2 protein-coding genes and 2 tRNA genes are annotated in these 24,291 nt (G+C 35.6%); all 4 read left to right on the forward strand.

The window, feature by feature from the left end:
- The first annotated feature begins 50 nt into the window (after nucleotides 1–50).
- The 4 genes from ATO12_RS07580 (at nucleotide 51) to ATO12_RS07595 (ending at nucleotide 24,264) form a co-directional block, all read left to right on the forward strand.
- Nucleotides 51–122: transfer RNA gene (locus tag ATO12_RS07580), tRNA-Gly, on the forward strand.
- Nucleotides 123–143: 21 nt separating this feature from the next.
- Nucleotides 144–228: transfer RNA gene (locus tag ATO12_RS07585), tRNA-Leu, on the forward strand.
- A gap of 1,201 nt (nucleotides 229–1,429) precedes the next feature.
- Entirely contained in the window at nucleotides 1,430–2,803 is a 1,374-nt protein-coding gene (locus ATO12_RS07590) for an aspartate aminotransferase family protein (RefSeq protein WP_051575673.1), read from the forward strand.
- Between the two features lie 41 nt (nucleotides 2,804–2,844).
- Nucleotides 2,845–24,264, forward strand: coding sequence for a non-ribosomal peptide synthase/polyketide synthase (locus ATO12_RS07595; protein WP_034240913.1), 21,420 nt, complete (start codon nucleotides 2,845–2,847; stop codon nucleotides 24,262–24,264).
- Nucleotides 24,265–24,291: the final 27 nt, after the last annotated feature.

The following is a 24,291-nucleotide window of genomic DNA, read 5'->3' on the forward strand; positions in this document are numbered from 1 at the left end:
TGTTTTAAATTTGCATCCGCAATAACGAGTTGCGAAGTTCTTAACATACTGCGAAAGTAGCTCAGGGGTAGAGCATCACCTTGCCAAGGTGAGGGTCGCGGGTTCAAATCCCGTCTTTCGCTCTGAGATAAAATATATACCAAGCTGAAGTGGTGGAATTGGTAGACACGTTGGACTTAAAATCCAATGGCCTGTAAGGCCGTGCGGGTTCAAGTCCCGCCTTCAGTACTTAAGATAACCCTTTGATTTTTCAAAGGGTTTCTTTGTTTTTAGACATTTCTTGTTTTTCTTCTTTTAGGTTTGAAAAAGTACCTTTATTCAATTTATTATTTTAGAGTAAAAAAACTCAACAAGTTATATGTACTCAATATAATAAACTAAAAATATAAGAGAGCTCTTCAAGTTTGTAGAATTGTTTATCAATGATTTTATGAAATACGAATCTTTTTTCAAGAGCATTGAACTTGTTTTAATTTAATCCAATCTCTTTTACTAAATACCATACTCTTCAAGTTGTTCTTCTTGTTTGTAAAAGATCAAGAAATACAAGGTAAAATACAATCGCTATTTCTGGTAAAACCGTATAAAAAAATGATGTTTTTATGAATAATTAGAGAAAGAATACTTTTGTTAATAAAATGTTATTTGTTTGTTAAATTATATTATGATGAGAATGTTTAAGCATATTCAAATTACTGCATATCAGTACTTTGTGAATATTGGTTTTTTGTGTTTTTTTCAAATACGGTTTTACCATAAACATCCTGTTGATTAAGATTTGTACATTTGAAATGACATTTAGGAAGAGACTTACTCTTATACGCTAAGTGACAAACTACCCCATTGCTTTTATTATAAAAAGATTGATTAAATGAAATAATTTTCAACTTAATTGATCTACTTTCAAAATTATTTTTCAATAATCTTGATTCATAAAAATTCTTACTAAAAAGGAGTTGTGAGTCATGTGGCGAAGCTATATCCTTAATTAAATAAACCTATTATACTCTTAAAACCAACAATATGTGTATTAGTAAACCTAACCGATGGTACGTGCTATATCTAAAAGCACACCATAAAAGAAAAATAGAAAGCCTGTTGATGGAAAATCAAATAATGGCATTTTAAAATAGATAGTGTTTCTTAATCTTGTACTTAGAAGGTATTCTTCTCCCTCCTCTATTATTTTCTCTTAAATTTCTCGTTGAAGGGTTAATTCCCTGTGACTTACCTCGAAAACATATCATGTTTTCGGAAGTATACTTCGTGAGTTTGTCTCAAGATTATTGATTAACACTAAATCACAACTTTTTTAATAGTAAAAAAGAAATTTCAAGTAAAAAATACAATCAAATTTTAAGAGTACGTATATCCTGTTATTCAGTCAAAACAGGTCATTTTCGATTGTTAAATAACTAAAAAATAAAATATGTTTGAAGAGTTTCACTTATCACAAGAAGCCAAAATAGTATCATCAGAACTTCCTGGTAAACGATCAAAAGTGCTGTTGGATATCCAACAAGAGTATGAAGGAAGTATTGTCTCTTACCCCAGAAAAATGCCAATCGCAATTAAAAAAGCAAAAGGAAGCATTATTGAAGATGTAGATGGAAATCTGTTTATCGATTTTTTCAGCGGATGCGGAGTACTTAATGTAGGGCATTGTAATGATTTTGTTTTAGAATATGTAAGAAATCAGCAATCAGAACTGATTCATGCTCTTGATTTCCCTACAGAGAATAAAATGCTGTTAATTCAAAAAATACTGGATCATTTACCCAAAGATATAAGACGTGATTATAAGGTGAGTTTTGGTGGGCCGACAGGCTCGGATGCAGTAGAAGCCGCTATCAAATTAGCTAAAATAAAAACCGGAAGAGATGGTATTATAGCTTTTACCGGAGGGTATCACGGAATGACCTCTGGGGCTTTAGCAGTGACTTCGGATACATATTTTAGAAATAACATAACCTCTTTGATGCCGAATGTACATTTTGCTCCTTTCAGTTATCCTTACAGAAGTGTATCTGATAAAGATAATGAGATAGATTATTTTAAAAATATATTAACGAATTCGCATTCGGGAATACCCAAACCAGCAGCAATTCTAGTCGAGCCTATTCAAGGTGAAGGAGGAAATATAGTACCCGAGGATGGTTACCTGGAAGAACTGGTTAGGATAGCCCGAGACAATGACGTATTAGTCATATTTGATGAAATTCAAAGTGGCTTTTTTAGAACAGGAAGCTTTTTAGAATTTATGAACACAAAGGCGGTACCTGATATAATTACTTTTTCTAAAGGATTCGGAGGAATAGGTTTTCCAATTTCGGGATTAATCTATAGAAGAGAAATAGAAGCCTGGGGACCAGCTGCACATATAGGGACTTTTAGAGCCAATCAGGTAAGTATTGCTGCATCCCGAGGGGCACTGGAGTTTATAGAGAAGTATAACGTACAAGAGTACACCAAAAAGATAGGAGAGTATTTTATTAAAAAGCTGTACAGGTTACAAGAAGATTTCGATTTTATTGGAGATGTAAGAGGAAGAGGAATGATGATCGGAGTAGAAATAGTTAAAGATGTTTTAACCAAAGAACCATTTCCAGAATTTGTAACAATATTTCGAGATGAATGCTTTAAAAGAGGACTCTTGTTTGAAGTTGGTGGGCACTACAATAACGTAATACGATTTGTTCCTCCGTTAATTACCACCACCAAAATTGTAGATGCTGCCATAGAAATTTTGGAAGAAGCAATTACAATCTGTACCAAGAAAAATATGGAACACTCTATAGGATAATCAAACATTGAATCTCTCAAAAAACCAAAAATCAAAAACTAATGCTATCTAAAAGCCTGTTGATCGAAAAAGGAAATGTAAATAATCAAACGATAATAGACCTATTCAAAACACATGTAAAAACAAAAGAAAACAAAGTCGTTTATAGATTTCTTGAAAATGGCGAGGAAGAAACAGATGTAAGAACTTTTGGACAATTGCATAGTAATGCCATGACAATAGCTTCAAGAATCCTTACACTGGTTTCACCTGGAGAGCGAGTACTTCTTCTTTATCCATCTGGATTAAATTTTACAGATGCTTTTTTTGGTTGTTTAATGGCCGGAGTTATTGCAGTTCCGGCATTTCCTCCCACCGGTAAAAGACGAATAGGGAGATTAGAAAATATAGCTACAGATTGCGATATAAAACTAATTCTTACCGAAGAAAAAGTACATGCCAAATGTAAAAGTTGGTTTGAGCATGAGATTTTTTCAGAGGTTTTATGGTCTGTAACAGATGAACCACATGTAGCTCATAAACCTGTAGAATTACCTTCTGTAGATTCAGAAGATGTTGCCTTTTTACAGTATACTTCGGGTTCTACCGGAAATCCTAAAGGGGTTATGGTTTCTCATAAAAATATTATGCATAATACCGAATTGATTCGGCAATGTCTTAACCTTAAAAAAGATTTTATTGGAGTAAGCTGGTTACCGATTTATCATGATATGGGGTTGATCGGCAACATTTTAGAAGCTGTAGCAATGGGGATAGAAATGATTATTCTTCCTCCACAGGCATTTATACAAAAACCTATTCGGTGGTTTCAGGTTATCTCGAAATACAAAGCAAATTATAGCGGAGGCCCCAATTTTGCTTTTGATTTATGTATTAATCAAATCAAAGATGATGATCTGGATAGCATAGATTTAAGCTCTTTATCTACAATGTATAATGGAGCCGAACCTATACGTGCTCAAACTATTAAAGATTTTTTAGTCGCTTTTGAAAAAACAGGAATTACCAAAGAGGCTATTTGTCCTTGTTATGGTATGGCAGAGACTACTCTTGCAGTAACTTTTAGCAGATTAGATAAAGAAACTTCCTTTTTAGAACTTGATATAAATGAGTTCGAAAAAGGTAAAATCTCTTCAGGTTCCCAACAGAAATCAAGTTCGAATGAAGTAAAAGTATTAGTTGGAAATGGCCCAATATTGCAGGATATGCGAATTGCTATTGTTAACCCAAATACCAAAAGAAACTGCTCAGAAGAAGAAATAGGAGAAATATGGGTTAAAGGACCTAGTGTAGCTATAGGGTATTGGGGGAAACCCGATCTTTCTGAGGAGATTTTTCAGGCCGAAATACTAGACGAAAAAGGACAACCTCTGGAGGAAAATTGTCAATACCTTAGAACAGGAGATATGGGGTTTATGAATAATAATGAACTCTATGTTTCTGGAAGATTAAAAGAAATGATGATCATTAATGGAGTGAATCATTATCCCCAGGATATTGAAAAAACAGTGCAGGAATCACATACCGATCTACAAGTTAATGCAGGTGCTGCTTTTTCTATTGCAATAGGAAGCGAAAACAAATTGGTTATTGCACAAGAAATAAAAAGGACAAGTTTAAGAAGTTATGATTTTGATTCAATTAGGAAAACCATTACAAAATCTATTTTAGAAACCCATGACCTTTCTGTATTTGCCATAGTATTACTAACTCCTGGTGGTGTTTCTAAAACTACCAGCGGAAAAATCCAACGATTAGTTATAAAAAAAGCATATGAGTCTAATGCTCTAGAAAAAGTAAAAGAAACATGGATTGTCTCGGGAAGCAAAAGGGGTATTAAAAAAGATAAAAGCAATAGTATTGTTTCAGAAAACTTAGAAGATAAAAAAACATTAGATCCGAAGATAATTAATAGGATTATGATGATTTTGGGTGAAGAAACCGAATTTCCCTTGTATCAAATTCAACCCAATACTTCTTTCTTTGAATTAGGAATATCCTCGATACAATCTATTCGAATAGCAGGAAAAATATCTGAGTATTTTGAGATAGATGTACCTTCTTCATTGTTATTAGAATATCCTTCGATTGAAGAGTGTGCAGACTTTTTGTCGACGGAATTAGAAAATGCAAAAAATAAGAACCAGGCCAAAGATACCATCGTAAAAATTAAAGATGAACTGATTAAAATCCCATTGACCTATGCGCAAGAAAGTTTATGGTTGATAGACCAAACATATGGTAGTGTTGATTATCACCTGCATAGAGCGATTAACTTATCTGATTTTCCTGATATTTCTTGTATAGAAGAAGCTTTACAAATCTTAGTCGTTAGGCATGAGGCATTTCGATCTGTAGTTAAGATAGATGAAAACGGAGCTTTATATCAAGAGGTTCTAGAGGATTTTTCATTTAGAGTTACGCATCAAATATTAGAGAAGCATCAAAATTTAGAACAAGAGATTGAAGCAAATACCAATATTCCTTTTGACTTATCATCTGATCTTAAAATTCGAGTTACGCTATTCGAAACTGAAAAAAAAGAGTATGTTCTCTTGTTTGTATTGCATCATATTGCTGCAGACGGGCTATCCGAACCTATATTTTTCTCAGAGTTTGTCTCATGTTATACGAATCTTCTTAAAGGGCAACACCCTAATTTGGAAAAATCAACGGTTAGATACATAGATTATGCAGCCTGGCAACGTAATCCACATCAGGAGAAAGTTTTAGAAGAAAAGCTGGATTATTGGATAACACAATTACAAGGTATTGTCCAGATCAATGTACCATATGATTTTTCAGTCGTTGGTCAGCACGATAAAAAAGGAGAGAAAATTTCGCTTGTCCTGGGTAAAGAATTAAAAAATAATTTACTTCAATTCTCCAAATCAGAAGGCGTTACGTTGTATATGACAATGCTAGCGGCATTCAAAGTCTTACTTTATAAGTACAGTGGTCAGTCTGATATTTGTATAGGAACTCCTATTGCAAACCGAACACAAACTGAGGTTTTTAATTTGGTCGGAATGTTTGTCAATACGTTGGCATTACGAAGTGATTTAGGAGGTAACCCAGATTTTAGAGAGTTTTTACTAGAAGTAAAAAATACTACCCTAAGTGCTTATTCACATCAATCTGTTCCTTTCGAAAAGATTGTAGAACGATTATCTCCTAATAGGGAATTAGGCAAAAATCCATTATTTCAGATTATGTTTGATTTTCAGGACCATTTTGATCTTGATGGATTTCAATTAGGAGAAATAACTCTTTCTGAGCACCTGATAAAACATACTATATCTCAATTTGATTTCACATTAGAAGTGCGAGATATTCCTGAAGCACTTAATTTATCAATAGAATACTCAACCTCTTTATTTAAGGAGTCTACGGTAAGGCGCTTATTATCACATTATGAAGAACTGTTAAAGAGTATTGTCAATAATGTTTCTTCTCCTATAGATTCTTTATCGATGCTGCCAAAGCAGGAAGAAGAATTAATTTTGGGTCGAAGAGTTACACCAGCAGGACTAAGTTTCAATCCAGGAGCAGTTGATTTGGGTAATGAATCTCCGATCAATGTTCGTTTTGAATCCATAGTAGCAACTGATCCTGGTGCTGTAGCATTAATACACAATGAGAAGATTTGGAGTTATAGCGACCTTAATTCGTATTCAAACCAGATTGCTCACAGTTTGTTGTCGTTAGATCTTTCGCCTTCTTCTATAGTTGGAGTGTATATGGATCGTAGTGTTGAATTTGTAGGTTGTTTACTGGGTATTTTCAAATCGGGTCATGTGTATACTCCTTTGGATACCAATAACCCACCGTCTCGTATAGGTTCGATGTTATCGGATAATCCATTTTCTGTATTAATTACAACAAGTTCTTTATTGTCAGAATTAGGAGATTTGAAAGATATCATAGTTTTGGTAATTGATGAATTGCCTGATGATTCTATAGAAGATAAGGTTGTTTATGATAGCAATATGATTGCAGGTAAACCTAAGGATAATCCTGAGAACAGGAATTTAATGGATAGCTGGGCGTATATTTTATATACTTCGGGATCTACGGGAGCTCCCAAAGGGGCTATTACACGTCATGATGGGGCGATGAACCATATTTTGGCAGAGTATGCTGTTATGGATTTAGCAGATGGGTTCCGATTCTTACAAAGTGCAGGTATTGGTTCAGATATTTCAGTATGGCAGATTTTAGGTCCTTTACTCAAGGGAGGAGTAAGTGTAATCGTCGACAAGTATGAGTTATTAGAGTATGGCAAGTTGTTGGATACCTTGATTCGAAGAAGAGTTACTCTTATCGAGTTTGTACCAACCTATATGTGGGGATTATTGTCGTATATAAAAGAACAGGAAGAAGCGGTTATTTTGAAAGATCTATCAAGCATTATGCTTGTGGGCGAGTCTATTCCTGTTGCGATGGTTAATGAACTGAAACGTTTGTATCCCGAGGTAAGGTTATGGAATGCTTATGGTCCTTGCGAGGCATCCGATGATGTTATCCAGTATGAGATCAAAGACTTTTTAGAGGAGACCCAGGTACGAGTTCCTATCGGTCGTGTTATTCCTAATATGAACACTGTTATTTTGGATAAATCGGGAGGGTTGTGTCCGATAGGAGTTATAGGAGAGATAGGTGTTAGTGGAGTAGGAGTAGGAGCAGGATATTTAGGATTACCAGATCGTACTTCAGAGAGTTTTATAGAGAACCCCTTCAAAGATTTATTAGGCGATGTTTTGTATAAGACAGGAGACTTAGGTCGTTGGCTTGAAGATGGGAACATTGAATTTATAGGAAGGGAGGACCACCAGGTTAAGATTCGAGGACATCGTGTAGAGTTAGAGGATATAGCTTCAGCTTTACGTAAGGATGCTTATGTTGAGGATTGTCATGTTTTGGTTCACAGGACAGGAGGTCAGGATTTAGTGATTTGCTTTGTTGTATTAAGTTCTCAAGGCTTATTGTATGCTTCAGATTCTTCAATTACAGAAGTTTTCCATTTGTTATGCAAGGATGAGTTACCGAGTTATATGCATCCTTCTCATTATCATATTGTAGATGAGTTTCCATCAAATTTGAGTGATAAAGTAGATGGCAAGGCTTTGTTAGATATTTTCTTATCAGATTTTGATGATGGAGTTAGTCTTTCTCAACATGTTTATGAGGCTCCACGTAATGAAATAGAGGAACACCTGGTTGATATCTGGCAGGAATTGTTGCATATAGACAAAATCGGAGTTTATGATAATTTCTTTGAGTTAGGAGGTCATTCATTATTAGCGACACAACTGGTGTCTATGATCCGTAAGCAACTAAACATAGAAGTAGCAATAAAAGATATATTTATACATGCCCGGTTGTCTGATCTAGCAGTTCACATATCAGAACAGACATCAGGAGTTTTATTACCGGCAATTACTCCTCAGGAGAGATCAGAACATATCCCTTTATCCTATAGCCAGGAACGTTTATGGTTTTTGGATGAATTAGAAGGTAGTATTGCCTATCATATGCCAGTAGTTTTAAGTTTAGAAGGGGCTTTAGATATTGATGTGTTAGAACAATCCTTTAGAGGAATTATATCAAGACACGAAGTGTTACGAACAATGATTAACTCTGAAGAAGGAGTAGGTTATCAAGAAGTGATTTCAGCAGATAACTGGAGATTAGAAAAAGGTATAATAGAAGATAAAAAATATATTGATGAAACGATAGCTGCTTTTATAAAAATACCTTTCAATTTATCAAAAGATTATAAGTTTAGGGCTTGTGTATATGATTTAGGAACAGATGGCTACTTATTAGCAGGAGTATTGCATCATATTGCCAGCGATGGTTGGTCAGAAGGAGTATTCGTAAACGAGTTTAAAGAATTATATAGCGCTTTCTACAAGGGGAACACACCAATCTTGCCAGAATTACCCTTGCAATATTCGGATTATGCTATCTGGCAACGTAATCATATAAAAGGAGAGGTATTAGAAAATGAATTATCCTACTGGGATCAAAAATTACAAGGAGTCACTCCTTTGTCATTACCTACAGATTATGCACGTCCCTCTGTGCAAAGTACAGAAGGGGCTACAATAGATTTTCAACTAAATGAAGAGTTAGGAAATGCTTTAGAAACATTGTGTCAACAAGAAGGTGTTACCTTGTTCATGATGTTATTATCAGCTTTTAAAGTTCTACTACATAAGTATAGTAATCAGGAGGATATTTGTGTAGGTAGCCCAATAGCAAATCGTACGCAATCTGAGTTAGAAGGAATTATTGGTTTTTTTGTAAATACTCTGGCATTACGTACCGATGTAAGTGGTAATCCTAACTTTAAAGAGTTGTTACATAAAGTGAAAGAAACAACTTTAGAAGGATATGATCATCAGCTAGCTCCTTTTGAGAAAGTAGTAGATAGAGTGGTAGATACTCGTGATATGAGTATTACTCCATTGTTTCAGGTATTATTTGTACTACAGAATACTCCAGAGATTCATGGTGAAATGCTAGAAATGCAAGATGTGTCTATAACCAATTATGAGTTCGGTAATACCACTTCCAAATTTGATTTAACCCTTAATGTACTAGAAAATCAAAAAGGTATTTTATTAACAATGGAATACTGCACTGCATTGTTTGATAGAACAACCGTGGAGCAAATGTTGATACATTACAAGGAGTTGCTTATTACTATTACAAAGAATATAGAAGCGCCTATACATAAATTGTCTATTATAACAGAACAGGAGCGAGATACATTACTGTATACATTTAATAATGGTATCTGTGAATATCCTAAAAATAAAACCATAGTTGATTTGTTTACCAATCAGGCAGAAAAAACTCCTGATGCAATTGCTGTGGTTTATGAAGGACAGAAGCTGACTTATAAAGACTTAGACGAGCGATCTAATCAATTGAGCCATTATCTAATCCAAAAAGGAGTACAACCTGAAGAATTAATAGGTATTTGTATGGATCGATCTTTAGATATGATTACCGGTATTTTTGGAATACTAAAAGCTGGCGGTGCTTATGTTCCTATTGATCCGGATTATCCTCAAAACAGAATCGATTATATGATAAAAGATTCTGGAGTTAATTTAGTAGTAAGCAACTCTGATATAACACCTGTTTTTGAAGAAACAAAAGGATTGAGTATCGTATCTCTGGATAAAGAATGGGGAGTTATCAGTAACAATTCAACTCATCCAACGAATAGACAACTGAATCCGAATGGATTGGCCTATGTGATTTATACTTCTGGTAGTACTGGTAAACCTAAAGGAGTTTTAATAACCAATACCAATGTGGTACGATTATTCGAAAACGAATCTCCTTTGTACGATTTTAATTCTGATGATGTTTGGACATTATTTCATTCGTTTTGTTTTGATTTCTCGGTATGGGAAATGTATGGAGCATTGTTTTACGGAGGACGTTTGGTTATTGTACCTAAAACTGTAACCAAAGACGCAATTGCTTTCAAGAAGTTATTGATAGAGGAAGGAGTTACTGTGTTAAACCAGACTCCCGGAGCCTTCTATGTACTTCAGGAAGAAATACTACAGGAAAATCAACAAACCTCATTGAGATATGTAATTTTTGGAGGAGAAGCTTTGAATCCCAGTTATTTATCTGGATGGAAACATACCTATCCAAATTGTAAATTAATTAATATGTATGGAATTACGGAAACTACCGTACATGTTACTTATAAAGAGATTGAAGAAGTAGATACACTTAGTTCTACAAGTACTATTGGAGCTGCAATCCCAACATTAAGTTGTCATATACTTGATGAACATTTAAACCTGGTTCCTATTGGAGTAGTGGGCGAACTTTGTATCGGTGGCGCAGGAGTAGCCAGAGGGTACCTTAATAGAGAAGAGTTAACATCAGAACGATTTATTCCTGATCCTTTTAGTACAGAGAAAGAAGCCCGGTTATACAAATCTGGTGATTTAGGAAGATGGTTACCCGACGGAACTATTGAATATATAGGTAGAAAAGATGCCCAGGTAAAAATTAGAGGATATCGAATGGAACTCGGGGAGATCGAGAATGTATTATCAGTATTAGAATCTGTAAAACAATGCTGCGTTCTGGCCAAAGAAGATAGTGCCGGAAATAAACGTTTGGTAGCTTACGTAATTATAGAAGGGGATTTTGATAAACTTGGTGTACAGACTGAGTTAGGTGAAAAATTACCAGATTATATGATCCCAAAGTTGTGGGTTGTTCTGGATCAAATGCCTTTGACAAGTAATGGTAAGATTGATAAGAAATCATTACCAGAACCCGATGCAAATCAATTATCTACAAATGAATATGTAGCGCCTGAAACAACAACAGAAAAACAATTAGCAACGATATGGAAAGAATTGTTAGGACTGGAAAAAGTAGGAATACATGATAATTTCTTTGAGGTAGGGGGTGATTCGATTATTTCTATACGATTGATTTCTAAAATCAATGAAAGTTTTAGTAGGCAAACTCAATTACAGGATTTATTTAAACATAATACCATTAAAAGTTTTTCTGATGCAGTATTATTGAGTGATCAACAAAACGATACATTTGAACTCTTGTATAAAACGGTTGAGGCAGAAATAACAGAATTGAGCCATACCGTTCAAAGTGAAATAGAACTTTCTGATCAGATAGAAGATGTATATCCTATGAGTGATGTACAGCAAGGGATGATCTTAGAATCTTTATTAGATCCCTCTCTTGCAGTTTTTCATGATCAGATGGCATTTCCGATTAAGGATACTTCTTTTAACATAGATGTATTTCAGAAGGCGATTACTTTACTGATAGAAAAACATGCCATATTCCGTACCGGATTCAATTTTTTGGATTACGATCAACCTATTCAAATCATTTATAAAACCGCTCCTGCTAAGGTATTGTTTGAAGATTTAAGTTTACTGGATCAACAAGCACAAGAAAAAGCAATTGAGAACTATCTTGAATCTGAAAGGAACATCCCTTTCGAAATTAAAGCAGGACCTCTCTATCGTTTTAAGGTATTAACAATCGATGATTCTAATTTGTTATTCATTTATCAGTTTCATCATGCTATAATGGATGGTTGGAGTGTGGCTTCTTTCATTACAGAATTGTATAGAACTTATTTCGAACTTAAAAAAGATATCCATTATACTCCTGCCGTCATAGGTGATGGTCAGCGTGAATATGTGATTAGAGAATTAGTAGCCAAAAAAGATGCCGATGCTATTTCTTTTTGGAAAGAGAAATTATCAGAATACAAGTATTTGGATGTTTTTTCAGATACTAAACAACCTACACAATATTACCATAAACACTATAGTGTATCCTATTTGAAGGACCTTAGAACGCTATGTAAGAAGTATAAAGTGTCGCTGAAGTCTTTGTTTTTTGGAGCGTATGTATATGCTTTAAAGATGTTGACCCATGAAGAAGAATTAACCGTTGGTTTGGTAGGTAATAATAGACCGCAAATCAAGGATGGAGATAAGACATTAGGATGTTTTTTAAATACATTGCCTGTTAGGTATACTTCTCAATCAGAGCATAGTTGGCTGTCTTATTTTGAAAGTATTACGACTATACTTGAGGAAATAAATCTGTACGGTCATTTGACTTTTTTTGAGATGAAACGCCATCTTGGATTACAGAAAGAAGATCTTGTTTTTGATACCTTGTTTAATTTTATCGATTTTCATGTATATAATGAGATTTTTGAAAAAGATGCTTCGCCAGATAGTTTGATAAGAGATGAAGGGGATAAAAAAGGATTAAAAGTTAGATCTTTTGAGAGAACCAACTCAAGTTTGAATTTGACTGTAAATTTAACCGGTGGTAGAGGAGTAGAGTTTTCGTATGAACTTCATAATGATTTTAAGTCCGGAATTACCTTAGAACATTTTCACACGTTCATTGATAATATTCTGACCTGTTTTTGTAATAAGCCGGAAGAACCAATCGATAATAAAACTTTATTATCGTATTCAGAACAGCAGAAATTACTTCAGGATTTTAATGATACTCAAATAGCTTATCCAAAAGATAAATCAGTTGTTGATTTATTCAGAAAACAAGTGGCAAAAACACCAAACGGTATTGCTGTTGTTTCTGAAAAAAGTACTTTAACATATAAGGAACTGGATGATCGTTCTAATCAATTGGCAAATTATATTCTTTCAAATTATACTATTGAAAAAGAGAATTTAATAGGGGTAATGTTGGACCGAAGTGATCAATTAATTATTTCAATACTAGCTATCCTGAAAACCGGATGTGCCTATGTTCCTATTGATATTAATTATCCAGAGGAACGAAAAGAATATATAAAGAAGGATAGTGAATGTGTCTTAATTGTTGATGAGGTAGTATTGAATTCTTTCAAAGAAGATCAAGATAAATACTCAGAAAATTTTTCAACTGTAACTATTGAACCAGGTTATTTAGCCTATGTTATTTATACTTCAGGATCTACAGGGAGACCTAAAGGAGTTATGATAGAACATCAAAATTTAGTGCATTTATGTTTCTGGCATAAAGATGCATATAATGTTACTCAGGAAAGTAAAAGCACATTGTTTTCGAGTATTGGTTTTGATGCTTCTGTCTGGGAAATTTACCCATACTTACTTTTTGGAGCTAGTTTATACCCTATTTCAGAAGAGCTTAGGTATGATTTGGATCAGCTACCAAATTTTTTGAAAGATCACAGGATCACTCATAGTTATATTCCTACTTCATTATGTCAAAGTTTTATAGATCAGGAAATTTCCTTACCGTATACAACTGTTTTGACAGGTGGAGATACGTTGCATATAAGTAAGCCGACAGATATTGTTCTATATAACAATTATGGCCCAACTGAAGGTACTGTGGTTGCCACCTATCATAAAGTAACTAATGGTCATGATGATCAAAAAATACCGATAGGAGTTCCTATTTCTAATACGGAGGTTTACATTTTAAATTCGGAGCTTGATTTATTACCAATAGGAGTTATTGGAGAATTGTGTATTAGCGGTTCAGGTTTGGCCCGGGGGTATTTAAATCGTGAAGATTTAACAGAAGAGAAGTTTGTTGCTCATCCATTTAAACCGGGAGAGCGTTTATATAAGACAGGAGATTTGGCTCGCTGGTTAGCTGATGGCACTATAGAGTTTATAGGCCGTAAGGATACCCAGGTAAAGATTCGTGGTTATCGTATAGAATTAGGCGAGATAGAAAGTGTTTTATCAGATCTATCAATTGTTCAGAGTTGTTGTGTATTGGCCCGGGATGATGGTAATGGCAGTAAACGTTTAGTCGGTTATGTTGTTGTAGAAGGTACATTAGAAAAGGATGAGTTAGAGCAGGAGCTACACTTGAGGTTACCGGATTATATGGTTCCCCAGTTATGGATTGAGTTAGAAGAGATGCCATTGACCAGCAATGGTAAGATAGACAGGAATGGGTTACCTTCATTAGATGTTTCGCAGTTGTCGTTACAGGAGTATGTTGCTCCCCGTACGGAGATTGAAACACAACTGTCGGTTATCTGGCAGGATTTGTTAGGAGTTGATAAGATTGGAGTATATGATAATTTCTTTGAGTTAGGAGGTCATTCGTTATTAGCGACACGTTTGGTTGCTATGATCCGCAAAGAGCTGTCTGTCGAAGTTGCTATTCGAGATATATTTTCACATTCTACGATTTCGGACTTAGGACATCATTTATCTGATGCTTCAGAAAACACAGTTTTACCTTCGATTATACCACAGGATAAGCCAGAACATATTCCATTATCCTTTAGCCAGGAGCGATTGTGGTTTATAGATAAGTTAGAAGGTAGTATTGCCTATCATATTCCTGCAGTTTTACATTTAGAAGGGGATTTAGATATAGCTATTTTAGAAGCTTCCCTAAGAAGTATTGTTTCTCGTCATGAAGTATTACGAACGGTATTTTATGCAGAGGATGGAGTAGGATACCAAAAAGTGATTGGATCTGATGATTGGGTATTGCATAGAGAGCTAGTAACCGATACGACAAGTATAGATGATAAGATCGCTGCTTTTGTAGAGGATTCTTTTGATTTGTCAAGGGATTATATGTTTAGGGCTTGCTTATATGATTTTGGATCGAATCATTATATACTGGCTGGGGTTTTTCATCATATTGCCAGTGATGGTTGGTCAGAAAGTATTTTGATTAATGAGTTGGTAGAATTGTATAGTTCAATTCAGGAAAAACGTTCTTCGAAATTACCGAGTCTGAGTTTGCAATATACCGATTATTCGATTTGGCAACGAAAGTATATTGAAGGTGATATTTTAGAAGGTCAATTATCATATTGGGAGGATAGGCTGAAAGGAGCTACTCCATTATCCTTACCAACAGATTATGCACGACCTTCGATACAGAGTTATGAAGGGAATAGTGTTTCTCTTACGTTGGATGCTGATTTGAATAGGATGCTATCAGAACTTTGTTCAGAAGAGGGGGCTACTTTGTATATGGTTTTATTATCAGCTTTCAAGGTATTATTATCCCGTTATAGTGGTCAGGAAGATATTTGTGTAGGTACTCCAGTAGCCAATCGCACCCAATCGGAGTTAGAAGATATGATAGGGTTCTTTATCAATACGTTGGCACTTCGAAGTGATCTGGAAGGAAACCCGAGTTTTAAAGAAGTTTTAGAAAGAGTAAAAGAAACTACGCTAGATGCATATGATCATCAATTGGCTCCTTTTGAAAAAGTGGTAGATAAGGTCATAGCGACTCGTGATATGAGTATGAGTCCTTTGTTTCAGGTAATGTTTGTATTACAAAACACACCAAAAGTAAAAGATCTTGAATTTAGTAAAACACGTGTTAGCACCTACGAGTATGAAGAAACCACTTCTCAGTTTGACCTGACCCTGACTGCGGTAGAAGAATCTGGAGGTATTTCATTAAACATGACATATTGTACGGCTCTGTTTAATAAAGATACAGTTACTCGTATGTTAGTTCACTATAAAGAATTATTGAGTAGCCTTGTCAAAGATATTACGTTGCCTATTCAAGCGTTGTCTATGGTAACAAATCAGGAGAGAGAAGAATTGCTATACAAATTTAATGATACAGTAGTAGCATATCCAGAAGATAAGAGCATTATTGATTTGTTTAAGCAGCAGGTCAAAAAAACTCCAGATGCTATTGCTGTCATTTTTGAAAAAGATAAACTTAGTTTTAAAGAACTGGACGAAAGATCTAATCAATTGGCGCATTATCTTATTAGCCAAGGTATCAGATCAGAAGAATTGGTAGGGATCTGCTTAGATCGTTCTTTAGAAATGATCATAGGTATTTTAGGGATACTAAAATCAGGAGCAGCATATGTACCTATAGACCCAGAATATCCATCAGAGCGTATCGATTATATATTGGAAGATGCTACCATTAAAATCTTATTGAGTAGTATCGACAGAAAAACCCTCTTCGAGAAAACACATACATTAGAGGTTATTTCATTAGATGAAGATTGGGGTGCTATAAGCAATGAATCTACTGGCGATGTAGATAAGCAATTTAACCCAAAATGTTTAGCCTATGTAATTTATACTTCGGGTAGTACAGGAAAACCCAAAGGTGTGATGAATGAACATAGAGGTGTTGTTAATAGGCTATTATGGACTCAATCGCATTATAATCTTGATCCAAAAGATGCTATTCTGCAAAAAACATCATTCTGTTTTGATGTATCGGTATGGGAATTGTTCTGGCCCATTATAAGTGGAGCGAAATTAGTTTTTGCAAAACCAGAAGGGCATAAGGATGCACGGTATTTAAGAACATTGATAGAATCACATAACATTACTACAATTCACTTTGTGCCATCTATGTTACGAGCCTTTTTAAGTGAGATAAATATGGGAGATTGTAGTTGCCTAAAACGTGTTTTATGTAGTGGAGAAGCTTTGCTGGTAGATCAGGCACTATTATTTAGAAAGAAATTCAGTAATGTTAGATTAGATAATTTATACGGGCCGACAGAAGCAGCGATTGATGTGAGTTCCTGGGAGGTTCCGGCAGAAGGAGATTTGTCAAGAATTCCTATTGGGAAACCCGTTGCCAATACAAACCTTTATATTCTTGATAAAGAGGATCAGGTATTACCAATAGGAGTGGTAGGAGAGTTGTGTATTGGAGGAATTCAGGTCGCAAGAGGATATTTAAACCGGGAAGAATTAACAAAAGAAAAATTTGTAGCAGATCCTTTTATCGTAGAAGGCCGTATGTATAAGACAGGAGATTTAGCCCGATGGTTAGCAGATGGTACTATAGAATATATAGGAAGGAAAGATGATCAGGTCAAAATTAGAGGATACCGTATAGAATTGGGTGAGATAGAAAATGTGCTATCTACAATTGAAAATATTCATAGTTGTTGTGTTCTGGCCAGAGAAGATGGCAGTGGGAATAAACGCCTGGTAGGTTATGTAGTAGGAAATCTTGATAAAGAAAAAGTCCAAAAAGAATTGTATTCAAGATTGCCAGAATATATGGTTCCTCAGTTATGGGTCGAATTAGAAGAAATGCCGCTGACCAGTAATGGTAAGTTAAATAAGAAAATACTTCCTGATCCGGATACATCTCTATTATCATCCCAGGAGTATGTTGCACCGCGTAATAATATAGAGAAACAACTGGTTGAGATCTGGCAAGAATTGCTTGGTATTGATAAAGTTGGAGTGTATGATAATTTCTTTGAGCTGGGAGGGCATTCGTTATTGATAGTTCAGTTAATTTCGAGACTACATGATCAAAACCTCCAAATAGAGGTTAAAGATATTTTTGCAAACCCCACAATAGAGGCATTAGCATTAAGGTTAGGTACAGTTACTTCTCACTATGAAGTTCCGGCCAATGGTATTACAGTAGGCTGTAAGAAGATTACTCCAGATATGGTTCCATTACTTGATTTTAGTCAGAAGGAGTTGGATATGGTTGTAGATCATATTGAAGGAGGCGTTGCTAATATCCAGGATATGTATCCGCTTTCTCCATTACAGGAAGGAATGTATTTTCATCATTTATTGAGTGACCGTGATAGTGGAGATCCTTATGTTTTGCTTACAGGGATTTCTTTTGATCATCCCGATAAACGTTCAGAATTTATAGAAGCGTTCCGCTATGTAGTTACTCGTCACGATGTACTTCGTACCTGTATTGTAAATGAAGGATTACCAAATGCCGTTCAGGTGGTTTTACGTGATGTGAAACTTAAGGTGTCAGAATTATCTTTTTCTTCATCGCAAAATGTGAAAGAGGAATTAGAATTGATGATGGCTTCGGGGAAACACTGGATAGATTTGTCAAAAGCTCCTTTATTAAGTTTAGAGACAGCAGATGATCCTACCACAGATAGTTATTACCTAATGATGAAGTATCATCATACCGTGATAGATCATGTTGGTTTAGAGAAGATCGTAGGAGAGATTCAGGTTTGTTTGTCTGGGGATAAATCAAGCCTTTCGACTCCTGTTTTATATCGTGATTTCATTGGCCATGTATTATATCAACAATCAACTAATGATAGTGAGGTGTATTTCCGTTCACGTTTTGAAGGTATTACAGAACCCACGTTTCCTTTTGGCTTGTCTGATACATTAGGAGATGGTAGTGGTATTGAAGAATCTCGTTATGTTTTACCTCGGGATTTATCAAATCAACTTCGATCATTATCCCGTAGTTTAGGTATGACTCCCGCGGTTCTTTTTCATGCAGCCTGGGGATTAGTGATAGGTAGATGCAGTAGTAAGGATTATGCAATTTTTGGATCATTATTTTCGGGTCGATTACAAGGCTCATTAGAGGCAGGGCAATCTTTAGGACTGTTTATTAATACACTTCCCGTGATCTTGAATTTATCTGATAATGTACGAGATTATGTAGCAGAAGTAAAGTCGGAGTTAGAAAGTCTATTACCTTATGAGCAGACTCCTTTATCACGAATTCAGAACTGGAGTGGTGTTTCTAATGATACTCCATTGTTCAGCGCCTTATTAAATTACCGTCATTCTTCTCCTGCTTCTGATAATCCAGACACAGATTTAGGGATGCGTGTATTAGGAGAGAAAGAACGAACTAATTATCCTTTTGAATTAAGCGTAGATGATTTGGGAGAAGATTTTAGTTTGACTGCTTTTGTTGATGGTGATATTACACCTTTACGTGTTATTAAGTATATGGAAATGGCCTTGCAGGAACTTATAAAAGGCCTTGCTAGTAAAGATGTTATTGAGGTAAATAGCTTGAGTATCTTACCAAAAGAAGAACTACAATTATTAAATGGTTTTAATACTACAGAAGTATCCTATCCATTAGATCAAACGGTAGTTGATTTATTTTCTGCTCAGGTTTCCCGTTCTCCATCAGCAGTAGCTTTATCCTATGAAGGTTTAGAATTAACTTACCAGGAGTTGGATGACCGATCAAACCAATTGGCTCATTATTTACAAGAAAAAGGAGTTGAGAATGATGAGCTGGTAGGTATTTGTATCACTCGTTCTTTTGAGATGGTTATAGGTATTTTGGGGATTTTAAAATCCGGTGGGGCTTATGTTCCTATTAAACCTGATTTTCCACTTTCGCGTATTTCCCATATTGTAGAGGATACAAATTGCGATTTGATTTTAACCGATAGCTTGAGTTTATCATCTTTGGACCTGTTGGATGTTACCAAAATTATATTAGATGAAGATACCCCAGAGTATTCAGGATATCCTACTGCTTCTCCAGATATTACCATCGTTCCTGATGCTTTAAGTTATGTGATTTACACATCCGGTAGTACAGGAGTTCCCAAAGGAGCTATGATCGAGCATCGTGGGTTGTTAAACCACCTGTTGCTTATGATAGATGAGTTAGAGATGGATTCTACCAGTGTTGTTGCTTTTACAGCACCTTTTACCTTCGATATTTCAGTATGGCAACTATTGAGTGCTTTATTATGTGGCGGTCGTGTTGCTATTTATAATGAAGATATAATTTTAGACCCACAGTTTTTAGAGAAGTCTTTATCAGAAGATGAAGTGTCGATACTTCAATTAGTTCCTTCGTATGTTTCAGAATTATTAGATGTCGAAACGCCTAAAGGCCTGGATAAATTGAACTATTTTTTAGTTACTGGTGAGGCTGTTTCGCGAGGAGTATTATCAAAATGGTTTTCTCAGTACCCTGCCATTCCCGTTGTTAATGCCTATGGACCTGCCGAGGCAGCAGATGATGTTACTTTGCATAAGATGTATGAAGTACCAGATGGTTCGATGATTCCTATCGGTAAGCCCGTAGCCAATATGCAGATTCATATTCTGGATGCTGTTCTAAATCGGTGCCCTATAGGAGTGATAGGAGAGATTTGTGTTAGTGGAGTAGGAGTTGGACGAGGATACATCAATGATGCAATGAAGACTGCGAGTAGTTTTATTTCAGATCCATTTGTAGAAAGAGGTCGTATGTACCGCACAGGAGATCTGGGCCGTTGGTTAGCAGATGGTACCATTGAGTTCGTTGGTCGTGCAGATGATCAGGTAAAAATCAGAGGGTATCGTATAGAGTTAGGAGAAATAGAAAATGTATTATCAGGTATAGAAGGTATTACTCAGTGTTGCGTTTTAGTTCCCGATGATCATAACGGGAATAAACGTTTGGTTGGTTATGTTGTTTGTTTAGGAGCTTTTGATAAAGTTTTGATTCAGGATTTTTTATCATCACAGTTACCATCGTATATGGTTCCCCAATTATGGGTTGAATTAGAAGAGATGCCATTGACAGGTAATGGTAAAATAGATAAAAAGTCGTTACCATTGTTAGATTCTTCAGTTTTGTCTGGCGAATCTTATGTGGCCCCAAGAACAGATATAGAAGAACAATTGGCATTGATCTGGCAGGACTTACTTGGTGTTGATAAAGTTGGGGTGTACGATAACTTCTTTGAGCTAGGAGGGCACTCATTATTGGCTACCCGATTGGTGTCTAGACTTCGAAAGGAGATGAGTATTGAAGTTTCCATCAGAGATGTATTTGTACATAGTAGATTAGAAGATTTGGGAACTCATTTATTATCCCACCGTTCTGGAGTTATATTACCAGCCGTAGAGGTTCAACAACGTCCGGATCGCATTCCTTTATCGTTTAGCCAGGAACGTTTATGGTTTTTAGACCAGTTAGAAGGTAGTGCTGCTTATCATATTCCGATAGTTTTACGGGTAGAAGGTAGTTTGGATATTGATATATTAGAGACTTGCTTTAGAACTATTGTATCTCGTCATGAAGTGTTGCGAACGATGATCCTTTCTGAAGATGGTATAGGTTATCAAGAGGTGATTGAGTCAAATAATTGGAAATTAGATAAGGTTAAAGATCAATCAGACACTTCTCTGGAAACTTCTTTAATGTCTTATTTGAATATTCCTTTTGATTTAGCGAGAGATTATAAGTTTAGAGCTTGTCTATATGAATTAGATCCTGATCGTTATGTTTTGGCTGGAGTTTTTCATCATATTGCCAGCGATGCGTGGTCAGAGGATCTATTAGTAAAGGAATTTACAGAGTTATACGAGGCATATCAGGAGAATCGTGAGGTAGCCTTGCCAGAATTATCGTTACAATATGCAGATTATGCGATTTGGCAACGTAACTATGTAGAAGGCGAAATATTAGAGCGTCAGTTATCATATTGGGAGACTAAGTTACAGGGAGTTGCTCCTTTAGCGTTGCCAACAGATTATGTTCGCCCATCAGTTCAGGATTATAAAGGTTCATGTATTACCTTGAATTTGAATCCGGATTTAAGTTCAGCAATTAAAGTAGTATGCCAACAAGAAGGAGTTACCTTATTTATGATGTTGTTATCTGCTTTTAAAGTTTTATTGTACAAGTATAGTGGCCAGGCTGATATCTGTGTGGGAACTTCGATAGCCAACAGAACCCAGTCGGAGTTAGAAGACATGATTGGATTTTTTGTTAATACGTTGGCACTGCGAAGTAATTTAGGAGATAATCCTGATTTCAAAGAATTTTTATCACAAGTAAAAGATACGACTTTACATGCTTATGATCATCAATTAACTCCATTCGAGAAAGTAGTAGATCGAGTTGTTGATAAAAGAGATATGAGTATCAATCCATTGTTTCAGGTAATGTTTGATATGCAAAATACTGCTAATGAAACTTTAACGTTAGAAGGGATAACACTATCTCCATATGAGCATGAAGCAAGTACATCGCAATTCGATTTGAATCTGGTTGCTGAGGAGAAGGAATCAGGTATTTTATTACGACTAGAATATTTTACTTCGTTGTTTAAAGAGTCTACAGTAAGGCGCCTATTATCTCATTATGAAGAACTGTTAAAGAGTATTGTCAATAATATTTCTTCTCCTATAGATGCTTTATCGATGTTGCCAAAGCAAGAAGAAGAATTAATCTTAGGTCGAAGAGTTACACCATCAGGACTAAGTTTTAATCCAGGAGCGGTTGATCTGGGTAATGAATCTCCGATCAATGTTCGTTTTGAATCTATAGTAGCCACTAATCCTGATGCTGTAGCCTTAGTACATAATGAAGAGGTTTGGAATTATAGCGACCTTAATTCGTATGCAAACCAGATTGCTCATAGTTTGTTGTCGTTGGATCTTTCGTCTTCTTCTATAGTTGGAGTGTATATGGATCGTAGTGTCGAATTTGTAGGTTGTTTACTTGGTATTTTCAAATCGGGTCATGTGTATACTCCTTTGGATACGAACAATCCTCCATCCCGTATAGGGTCGATGTTATCGGATAATCCATTTTCTGTACTCATTACAACAAGTTCTTTATTATCAGAATTAGGAGATTTGAAAGATATCATAGTTTTGGTGATTGATGAATTGTCTGATGATTCTATAGAAGATAAGGTCGTTTATGATAGCAATATGATTGTAGGTAAACCTACGGATAACCCTAAGAATAAGAATTCAATGGATAGCTGGGCGTATATTTTATATACATCCGGATCTACTGGAGCTCCCAAAGGTGCCATTACACGTCACGATGGAGCGATGAATCATATTTTAGCAGAGTATGCTGTTATGGATTTACCGGATGGTTTCCGATTTTTACAGAGTGCAGGTATTGGTTCAGATATTTCAGTATGGCAGATTTTAGGTCCTTTACTCAAGGGAGGAGTAAGCGTAATTGTCGACAAGTATGAGTTATTAGAGTATGGCAAGTTGTTGGATACCTTGATTCGAAGAAGAGTTACTCTTATCGAGTTTGTACCAACCTATATGTGGGGATTATTGTCGTATATAAAAGAACAGGAAGAAGCGGTTATTTTGAAAGACCTATCAAGCATTATGCTTGTGGGAGAGTCTATTCCTGTTGCGATGGTTAATGAACTGAAACGTTTGTATCCCGAGGTAAGATTATGGAATGCTTATGGCCCTTGCGAGGCATCGGATGATGTTATCCAGTATGAGATCAGCGACTTTTTAGAGGAGACCCAGGTACGAGTTCCTATCGGTCGTGTTATTCCTAATATGAACACTGTTATTTTGGATAAATCGGGAGGGTTATGTCCTATAGGAATTATAGGAGAGATAGGTGTTAGTGGAGTAGGAGTAGGAGCAGGATATTTAGGATTACCAGATCGTACTTCAGAGAGTTTTATAGAGAATCCGTTTGGTGATTTATTAGGTGATGTTTTGTATAAGACAGGAGACTTAGGTCGTTGGCTTGAAGATGGGAACATTGAATTTATAGGAAGGGAGGACCACCAGGTTAAGATTCGAGGACATCGTGTAGAGTTAGAGGATATAGCTTCAGCCTTACGTAAGGATGCTTATGTTGAGGATTGTCATGTTTTGGTTCACAGGACAGGAGGTCAGGATTTAGTGATTTGCTTTGTTGTATTGAGTTCTCAGGGATTATTATATGCTTCAGATTCTTCAATTACAGAAGTTTTCTATTTGTTATGCAAAGAAGAGTTACCGAGTTATATGCATCCTTCTCATTATCATATTGTAGATGAGTTTCCATCGAATTTGAGTGATAAAGTAGATGGCAAGGCTTTGTTAGATATTTTCTTATCAGATTTTGATGATGGAATTAGTCTTTCTCAACATGTTTATGAAGCTCCACGTAATGAAATAGAGGAACACCTGGTTGAGATCTGGCAGGAATTGTTGCATATAGACAAAATCGGAGTTTATGATAATTTCTTTGAGTTAGGCGGTCATTCATTATTAGCGACACGATTGGTGTCTATGATCCGTAAGCAACTAAATATAGAAGTAGCAATAAAAGACATATTCGAATTTAATACCATAGATGAATTAGCATCACATATAGAATTTATTAACCTGGATCTGGATGAAGATCAAAATGAGGATACAGAACAATATAACGTAACCATAGAAATATAATTCTACTTAGTCACCTTACCAGCAACT

This window comes from Aquimarina atlantica (assembly GCF_000626715.1).
Lineage (GTDB): Bacteria > Bacteroidota > Bacteroidia > Flavobacteriales > Flavobacteriaceae > Aquimarina > Aquimarina atlantica.

Bases quoted from the DNA above. Each gene is read 5' to 3' on its own strand.
- ATO12_RS07590 (WP_051575673.1), top strand. From the start codon at position 1,430: ATGTTTGAAGAGTTTCACTTATCACAAGAAGCCAAAATAGTATCATCA.
- ATO12_RS07595 (WP_034240913.1), top strand. From the start codon at position 2,845: ATGCTATCTAAAAGCCTGTTGATCGAAAAAGGAAATGTAAATAATCAA.